This window comes from Desulfurella sp. (assembly GCF_023256235.1).
Lineage (GTDB): Bacteria > Campylobacterota_A > Desulfurellia > Desulfurellales > Desulfurellaceae > Desulfurella.
Genome location: NZ_JAGDWY010000002.1, coordinates 6,941 through 8,523, shown reverse-complemented (window position 1 = coordinate 8,523; position 1,583 = coordinate 6,941). Strand labels below are relative to the sequence as shown.

Genomic DNA, 1,583 nt, shown 5'->3' with positions numbered 1-1,583 from the left:
AAAAACTGGAGCTGTATGCGTTGATAGGGGCTCTGTTTTGCACTCAGCTTTGATGATTAGAAGATTTTTTAAGGATAAAAAAAACGATGTTGCTTTTGCAATTTTTCCATATGGAACAAGAAAACACACTAAGGCTTTTAAAAGTGGTGGGATTTATTTTGCAAAAAAACTCAAATTACCTATAATACCAGTAAAGATAGAAGGCAGCGAAAATGTTATGCCCCCTGGAAAAATAACTATACAAGAAAATCAAAAGGTTAATATCAAAATTTATGATAAAATTAACCCCGATTTAGAGGTTGATAAAATAGAATCTACATTGAAAAAACTTATATGAAAAAGCTGTTTTTTTTGGTTATTTTTTTGGTTAGCTTTTATATGCAAAGTTGTTCTTATATTCCATTTGTAAGCTCAACGCCTTCTATACACCCTATGAAATCTGTTAATGTTGGGTATACAGAGGAAGGGTTAGCATCGTGGTATGGACCACAATTTCAAGGTCAATTAACAGCAAGCGGTGAAATATTTGATATGTATAAATTAACAGCGGCAAGCAGGACGTTGCCCTTGAATGTTTATGTGAGAGTTACAAATTTAGACAATAATCGCTCAACCGTTGTAAAGATAAATGATAGGGGTCCATTTGTTCATGGAAGAATAATTGATTTATCTTATGAGGCGGCCAAACAACTTGGTATGTTGCAAGCAGGGGTTGTTCCTGTAAAAATTACTGTTGTGTCTCCTAATTATTATGTGCTTGCAGCAAATGAAAAATTTACAATACAGGTTGGGGCATTTACCGATTTTAAAAATGCTTTTGATTACAGAAACTATCTATCTCGCTATTTCAATCTAGTTTATATAAGTAGTTTTTATACAGGAAGAGAAACTTATTATAGAGTAAGAGTTGGTATATTTGATAGTCAGCAACAAGCGCAAATGTATGCTCAAAACGTAGTAAGTTCCATAGTTAAGGATTATTTTATAGTAGCAAAAGATTAATTATTTTTCTTAAAAGTAGACTCTTCGTTTTGCTCAGGATGATATATTAATTACAACAATTTCAGATTTAGAAAAAATTCTAAATGGTGGTCCCCATGTGCCAACGCCACTGCTTACAATTAAATGCGAACCATTTATTTTAAAGTATCCAAAATCTCTATTGCGATAAAATGCTTTTGTTATAAGTGTAAATGGAAACATTTGACCAGCATGCGTATGTCCGCATAAAGCCAAATCAAATAAATTAAAATCTTTTTCTTTTATTAGTGGTCTGTGTTTGACAAAAATAATAAATGTTTTTTTGTCGCAATTGTTTAAAATATCGGAGTTTTCTTTATCTGTTATAGTTTCATCGTCTATACCTGCTATGCTTAAGAAGTTATTGATTTTAATACATTTGTTTCTCAAGAGAAAAAAACCAACTTTTTCAAGCTGTGTTTGGCATCTATCTACACCTCTATAAAACTCATGGTTGCCAAGTACTGCAAATTTACGCATGGGAGCTTCAATTGTTTTTAGTGGTTGAATATTATGTTCTATGCCATCAATTGATGAATCAATAATATCTCCACCTGCTATTA

At 31.8% G+C, this 1,583-nt stretch carries 3 protein-coding genes; 2 read left to right on the top strand and 1 reads right to left on the bottom strand.

Annotation, left to right across the window (positions count from 1 at the left end):
- The coding region (locus Q0C22_RS00405) for a hypothetical protein (RefSeq protein WP_291490122.1) at nucleotides 1-337 on the top strand (337 nt) is incomplete at its 5' end.
- The gene (locus tag Q0C22_RS00400) at nucleotides 334-1,002 is read left to right on the top strand and encodes a septal ring lytic transglycosylase RlpA family protein (protein WP_291490121.1); all 669 of its coding nucleotides are present in this window, start codon (nucleotides 334-336) and stop codon (nucleotides 1,000-1,002) included. The genes Q0C22_RS00405 and Q0C22_RS00400, both read left to right, overlap by 4 nt.
- Nucleotides 1,003-1,035: 33 nt before the next feature.
- Here Q0C22_RS00400 and Q0C22_RS00395 read toward each other — a convergent pair.
- Nucleotides 1,036-1,583, bottom strand: a 548-nt coding sequence (locus Q0C22_RS00395) for a metallophosphoesterase (RefSeq protein ID WP_291490120.1), incomplete at its 5' end; no start/stop codon positions are given.